Source organism: Bradyrhizobium sp. LB11.1, from assembly GCF_040549385.1.
Lineage (GTDB): Bacteria > Pseudomonadota > Alphaproteobacteria > Rhizobiales > Xanthobacteraceae > Bradyrhizobium.
On sequence record NZ_JBEPTH010000009.1, the window covers coordinates 296809 to 303715 of the forward strand.

The 6907-nt window shown below is 58.8% G+C and carries 6 protein-coding genes; 5 read left to right on the top strand and 1 reads right to left on the bottom strand.

The annotated features are described in order from the left end of the window. The first annotated feature begins 38 nt into the window (after nucleotides 1–38). The 3 genes from styA to ABIA96_RS24260 all read left to right on the top strand — a co-directional run bounded on the left by styA (nucleotide 39) and on the right by ABIA96_RS24260 (nucleotide 2668). Nucleotides 39–1289, top strand: coding sequence for a styrene monooxygenase subunit StyA (styA, locus tag ABIA96_RS24250; protein WP_354139555.1), 1251 nt, complete (start codon nucleotides 39–41; stop codon nucleotides 1287–1289). Nucleotides 1290–1314: 25 nt separating this feature from the next. Continuing rightward, entirely contained in the window at nucleotides 1315–1800 is a 486-nt protein-coding gene (gene styB / locus ABIA96_RS24255) for a styrene monooxygenase NADH-dependent flavin reductase subunit StyB (RefSeq protein ID WP_354139556.1), read from the top strand. 163 nt (nucleotides 1801–1963) lie between these two features. After that, complete coding sequence (locus ABIA96_RS24260) at nucleotides 1964–2668, top strand: DUF4336 domain-containing protein (RefSeq protein WP_354139557.1); 705 nt, start codon at nucleotides 1964–1966, stop codon at nucleotides 2666–2668. Nucleotides 2669–3169: 501 nt separating this feature from the next. On the opposite strand, the gene ABIA96_RS24265 is transcribed toward ABIA96_RS24260, so the two are convergent. After that, a complete protein-coding gene (locus ABIA96_RS24265; RefSeq protein ID WP_354139558.1) occupies nucleotides 3170–4615 on the bottom strand; it encodes a DUF1254 domain-containing protein in 1446 nt (481 codons plus the stop codon). 387 nt (nucleotides 4616–5002) lie between these two features. Between ABIA96_RS24265 and ABIA96_RS24270 the strand changes: the two genes are divergently transcribed. Both ABIA96_RS24270 and ABIA96_RS24275 read left to right on the top strand, forming a co-directional pair. Continuing rightward, a complete protein-coding gene (locus ABIA96_RS24270; protein WP_354139559.1) occupies nucleotides 5003–5764 on the top strand; it encodes an IS5 family transposase in 762 nt (253 codons plus the stop codon). 567 nt (nucleotides 5765–6331) lie between these two features. Beyond that, entirely contained in the window at nucleotides 6332–6766 is a 435-nt protein-coding gene (locus ABIA96_RS24275) for a YybH family protein (RefSeq protein ID WP_354139560.1), read from the top strand. Nucleotides 6767–6907 lie beyond the last annotated feature (141 nt).

Below are 6907 nucleotides of genomic sequence, written 5' to 3' on the forward strand. Positions count from 1 at the left end.
CAAGCGATCACAGGGCAAGGACACGGGGGAGAGACCAGATGGCACGCAACATCGGAATCGTCGGCGCTGGAATCGCCGGCCTGCATCTCGCGCTTTACCTGCAGAAGCATGGCGTGGACGCCACTGTCATCACCGACCGGCCGCCGGAGGAGTATCGCAGCATCAGGCTGCTCAACACCGTCGCGCATCACCACGTGACGATCGCGCGCGAGGACTATCTCGGCGTCAATCACTGGACCGATCCGAAGGACCATTATTACTACCACGACCACGTCTTCAATTTTCCGCAGCCGCTGCGCTTTCGCGGCGACTTCTCCAAGGCGAGCCGCGCCGTGGACTACCGGATCTATCTGCCCGCGCTGATGCAGGACTTCATGAATCGCGGCGGCAAGATCGAATATCGCCGCATCGAGGAGCGCGATATCGGTCCGCTGGTTGCCCGTTTCGATCTGCTGGTCGTCTCGACCGGCAAGGGTCCGCTGGGCCAGCTCTTCAATTACCGGCCGGAGCACACGCCCTATTCGCAGCCGCAACGGCGGCTGTGCGTCGGGCTCTACACCGGTGTGCGGCAGCCCGATCCCATGAACGTCACGCTCTCGGTGTCGCCTGGGCATGGCGAGATGATCGTGATTCCGACCATCACTTTCGGCGGCATCGCCAACGCGCTGCTGATGGAGAACGTGCCGGGCGGCGACATGGAGGAGCTGGCAACGCTCAGCTATGACGACAACCCGAAGCATTTCTTGAAAGTGTTGCTGGGCAAGCTGGAGAAGCACCATCCGACCACCTACGACCGCATCAACACCGCGCGCTTCGATCTCGCGCAGCCGCAGGATCTGCTGCAGGGCGGCGTGGTCCCGACGGTGCGCAACACGATGGTCGAGTTCGACGACGGCAAATGCGCGATCGCGCTCGGCGACGTCCATGCGATCGTCGATCCCATGATGGGGCAGGGCGCCAATGTCGCCTCCTATGCGGCTTTCGTGCTCGGCGAGGAGATCGTCAACGCCGACGCGCTCGATGCGCGCCTTTGCGAGAAGATCGACCTGAAACGGCAGGATCGCGTTCTGGCGGCCTCGCGCTGGACCAACGTGATGTTGCAACCGCCGACGGAAGCGCTGGGCATGCTGATCGGCGCGATGAGCCAGAATCCGGCGCTGGCGAACGAGTTCACCGAGAACTTCAATTATCCCGACCGGCAGTGGGACCGCATCTCCACGCCGCAGCGCATCCAGGCCTGGATCGCACGCATGTCGGGGCCGCCGGAGCCCGTCAGGGCGATTGCGTGAGAATCGATGCGGGCGGAGACCTGACATGCAGCGCGCCAATCCGGCATCGTTCCGCGAAGCCGCCTCGCGGTTTGCAACCGGCGTAGCGGTGCTGACCGTGCTGGACGAGCATGGCCGTGTCTGCGGCATGACGGCGAACAGTTTTGTCACCGTCAGCCTGTCGCCGCCGACCGTGCTGGTTTCGGTCATGCCGGGACGGATGCACCGGGCAATCTCGGCGACCGGCCGCTATTGCGTCAACGTCCTGCCGGACCATGGCCGAGACCTCTCGCGGCATTTCGCGAGCCATCCGAATATCGGCGCCACTCCCGACTTTGACATTGTGGACGGCCTGCCGCGCCTTCAGGGATGCATGGCCTGGTTTGCCTGCGAGGTCATACGCCAAATCGACGTCAGCGACCACACGCTGATCATCGCCGAAGTCTCGAACTGCGACTATCGCGACACCACGCCGCTGGTGTTCTTTTCGAGCCGGTATCATCTCGGACCCGGCGTGCCGGTGGATCGGTGAGGGTTGCGGCGGCCCATGTCGCGGCTGATCTGCGAGCACGCGCTCGCCAAGGGCTTTACCGAACGGACATCGCCGATTGATTGATGTTCCGCCTCTCAACAGATGGGATCAATTCTAAACGTCGCGGCGTTGACTAGCGTAGCGCGCTTGCAGAGTGCTTTTGATGACCATCCTGGCTCCAGTCTCAGAAAACATTTGGGTTCTCGACGGGGACAATGTGGATTTTCATGGGTTCGCTTACCCGACCCGCAGCGTCATCATCCGTTTGCAAAATGGAGGTCTTTGGGTCTGGTCGCCCATCGAACTCAGCGACAAGCTCCGAAGCGAAATCGAAACGATTGGCTGGCCGGCACATTTGGTCAGCCCCAACAAGTTACATCATCTCTTTCTCAGCGATTGGCATGCGGCATTTCCTGAAGCTGAGCTTTGGGGGCCGGCGTCCGCGATACGAAGGCGTCGCGACCTCCCGTTTCAACCGCCACTCATCGATGAGCCACCGGACGCCTGGGTGGGGCAAATCGACCAGTGCTGGTTCCGCGGATCCCTGGCGATGGACGAAATTGGGTTTCTCCACCTGCCGTCGCGCACGGTGATTTTGGCAGACGTTTGTCAGAACTTCTCGCCAAAGTGGCTACGTGAGAACTGGGCGCCGTGGCAGCGACCGATCGCGCAGTTTTCGGCGATCATCGAAGGCAAAGGTTATGCTCCAATTGATTGGCGGCTCTCCTTCGTGCGCCGGGGAAAGCTCCGTGAAGCGAGAGCAAAAGTTCTTGGCTGGGATCCGCGGGCGGTCATCATGGCCCACGGAGAGTGGCAGGCTCAGAACGGCCGACAGTTTCTTGCTCGTGCTTTTGAATGGATCGGTTGAAAAAGTGTCCAGGCCGAATGCGAGAGCCGCTTGTGAACCCATTGCAGACATTCAGCGGACTGGACGTCCTGCAATGTTCATTGACGCTAGTCCGGAGGGGCAGCGGCGCGAATTGCTCGATTGAGCTTTTCTCGGTCCCCCCGCAACAGAACTCAAAAGGACATTTCGACCTGCCTCTCGCCGGAGTACCCGCCTTAGATTTGTCCTTCGGAAAGAGCCGCGCATGAAGACAGCGGCCCTACCAGGCTTCCGGTTGTGCGCTTTCAACTAGGCCGTGAACCCATAAATCTGCCGGGCGGACGGCTTGCGAGGTCCGCGATGCCCCGACAGCCGACTTATTGTTGCACAGCAGCGCAACGACGCTATGTGCCAATTGCACACATCGGATGATCTTGGCGTACAAAATCCACCGTGCGGGTCGCAAAGGCCGATCCCATGAGCGAGCCGCTTGCTACGAAGAAAGGGGAACGCCGCGCGCGCAAGCCGACGCTCCCAGAAGTGTTATTGAGCAACCAAGCTTGGAAGCCCCTGCGTCCGCGTGACCGGCGGCGGATTCCATTTGCCAGTGAGCGCCTCGGACTTCGGAGCGTACAGGCGCATGGTCAGATTGAATGCGCCTTTCGGAGCGGGAAGCCAGTTGGCCTCCTTGTCCTTGCCGGGGTTCTCGTTCTGGAAATAAAGGTCAAGCGAGCCATCGGAATTATATTTAAACGGCATCCAGCTGCTGACTGCGAAGCGGTTCAGGACGTTACCGACTTGGAACCCCTCCTGATCGTAAAGGGTGATCGACCAGAACGCATTGACCGGCGGCGCAGCACCCTTCTCAAAAGTGATCGTGTATTTGTTTGCTCCATCGAGCGGCTTGCCGGATTCATCGCCGAGATTAAGCGGATAGATCGCGTCCTCGACCACATTCGCGCCAAGTCCTTGCTGCGCGAGAATGGCCCGCTTCAAGTAATAATTGCCATATACACCGACCGTGTTGGTGTTCATCGACCAACCGTTGACTACCTGAGCCAACGTCGGCAGTTTCCAAGCCATTAGCTTCTGCCCATCCTGCGGTGCAGTTTCTAGCGCCCTTTGTATGACTGGATCGACCTTGCCAATGTCAAAGCTTTTGCCAACCTCGATCCCGATTCTCTTCAACTGCGCGATGATCGGCTCATCGGTGATGTGAGGGGGCTGAACCTTGATCAACTCTGCTGCGTAGGCGAAATATACGCCAGCAGTCATGGCATCCACTTGCACTTTTGGAGGCGTCTTCATATCGACGCTTGGGTCGGGCTTGAACTCGACTGGCTTGGGCGTCTTACCAAACTCGGAGAGAAGGCTGACCTTGTAGCCAGCCTGAATCTTATGGACCGCATCGTAATCCGCCGGGCCGTCCGTCTTGGTTCGGCCAATAAGCCAAGCGATTGGTGTTGGCGCTTCAATGCGCTGGGTGTCCTTCGGAAGCTTAAACTCGTCGATGAACCTGTCGCGCAAATCCGGCCTCCAACCCGGGGGCGTCACCAGAAAAGTACCGGCCTTGGTGCCCGTCGTGCGCCAGCCTGGCGACGCAAAAACGTCGGTCCACATGTCGAGCATCGGCAGAAGATAGTAGCGCCCATCAGTATCTGGAGCGCTGATGACGACAGGCTCCTTGGTCATGTCCAGCCATGAGGCGGAATAGAGAGTATCGAAGTTGGATCGCACCACGCCTTTGAAATTGGCTGGCGGGTATTCGGGCACGTTCATTAACGTGTTCATCGGGCTCTTGAAGTCGGTTGTGCCGTTGGTGAATTGCTTTCGGGACATCTCCATCGACAACAGGGGGTAGAAATAAATATAGGCGTCCACGGCGATAGCATGTGCCTCCTGCTCGGTGATGGCGCTCTGTGCTTGCGCGCCCGGTGAAAGGACGGGCCAAACAAGAAAGCTCAAGATCAAAGCAGTCGTGCTTTTCATGGTCTATTCTCCCGATGGTTACTCCGGTGCGGCAACGATGTAATGGCAACTGGTCAATCGCCGCTATGCAAATTCGGCTGAGTCGCGAACAAAGTCGAACTACTGCATCGAAATAGACAGCGAAATTAGTCGCGGCGCATCCTTCCTCCCGCGCGGCCTTTCGACACCGCTGCGCAAACTCAGGTTTCGATTGAAATCAGAACTCCATTGATGTCCGCTAATGGGGTCATTCGCGACCGGGTCGCGTCGGCAGCAAGTCTGGCGATGTCCGTTATTGCGCCGAAAGCGGAAGTAAATTCAGAGCATTAGCGGCTGCGCGATGGGTTATAGCGGGTTGATGGCGCTGCCCGAGACGTGATTCAAGCTCCGAAACCGGAGCCTCGAATCATGCGCTACGAACTCAGCGATTATGAATGGACCGCGATCAAGCTGATGCTGCCCAACAAGTCGCGCGGCGTTCGGCGGGTAAATGACCGTCGCGTGCTCAATGGCATCTTTTGGGTTCTGCGCTCGGGTGCGCCATGGCGAGACCTGCCAGCGACCTATGGTCCGCGCACCACCTGTTACAATCGCTTCGTTCGGTGGCGGAGGGCTGGCGTCTGGGACCAGATTTTGGACGCGCTGGCCGCTGGTCATGATGCGGCGGTGCAGATGATCGATACCTCGATCATTCGCGTGCACCAGCACGGAGCCTGTATCGCGGACAACAATTATCAGGATATGGGACGTTCGCGAGGGGGCCTAACGAGCAAGATTCACGCGGTCGTGGACACCAATGGCCTGCCGGTGCATCTCGCACTAACGCCCGGCGAGGCGCATGACAATCGGCTGTGTTCAGTTCTCCTCAGCGCCTTACTTCCACAAACGATGCTGCTCGCGGATCGTGGATACGACGCGGACTGGATCAGGGAGCTTGCCCGCCAGCAAGGAGCATGGGCGAATATTCCACCCAAACGAAATCGGAAAGACCCGATCTGCTTTAGTCCGTATCTGTATCGCGCGCGCAACTTGGTCGAGCGCTTCTTCAACAAGATCAAGCAGTGTCGGCGTGTCGCGACCCTATATGACAAACTCGCGGCCAACTATCTGGCGTTCGTTAAACTCGCATCAATCCGAATTTGGTTGCGCGCTAATGAGTCCGCGCCCTAATAGGGGCTGAGTACACTTTCGAGAAATCGTTCCTTTTCGCCAGGCGCATAACCCTGACAAACGCCGTAATACGCTTCTGGCTTGTCACAGGGGTCGGCGGACCGGTAGTGCTGACGCGGCGCATAGGCAAAACCCGAGGCTCGACCTGACGGGTACATGTGTCGATGGGGGCGAAGCACTGCGTGCCGGCGGTGCCCGTGATGCACCGTTGCCGCATTCGCGATCCCGCACAGGCTTATCAAAACGCTCACGGCCAAAATCGAACGCATCGCCTTCTTCCTCCAAGGAGTTTCGCCCCGCCGTGTCAAATGATTACCATGATGCAGTGTTCCAAAGAAACGCGGCTCTTGCGCCTATGGGGTGGTTGGACCGTCAGCGGCGGCCTTTCTTTGAGGTCCGCGACTAGGTCGGCTCGTGACCCAACACGGGCCTTTGAACCCCAGAAATCCCCACCATCGCGTAACGTACCTAAACGGCGGGGTGAAAATCTCCGCCGGCCGACAGCGGTCAGTTGACGAACAGACCGAAGCCCTATGAATCGACAAAAACTAATGCACCGGAGGGCACATGGCATTCAGATCAGCGACTTTTATCCTTTGCCTGCTGATTGCTATTCCGCGCACTTTGACTGCGGGTGAGGCGCTTGATGCTGCCGCCATGGACGAGATGCACAAGCACTTTGCAGAAGCGTACAATAGAGGGGATCTGGACGTTATGGCCGCGACGTTCGCCGAGAACGCAGTACGGATTACGCCCAGCGGCATCTTTCAAGGGCGGGACGCCATTCGCCAGAGTTTCAGCGACGCCCTCAAGCTCGGACTGCATGACTATTCGGTCCAAAGAACCGTCTCGCGTCCCGAAGGCTCCTTTGTCTTCAACGCCGGGACATGGCAAGCCAAAGTGGGCGACCGAGCGTTTCACGGTTATTACTCATCCATACTTACCAGTGAAAATGGAAAGCCGATGATCGTCGAAGAAACTGTTGCAGTTGCTGCACCCTGATCGTTTCGCGGTGAACAGCAGAACCGGGGCTGCAACTTTCCGCTTGTGTGAAGGGTTTCGGATGCCGGCCCCATGACGGTGGGGCCGCGCGCACGGGGCCGGCGTCCGAAAGCCTCCAAGGGAGGAAACCGCGCTTGAGGG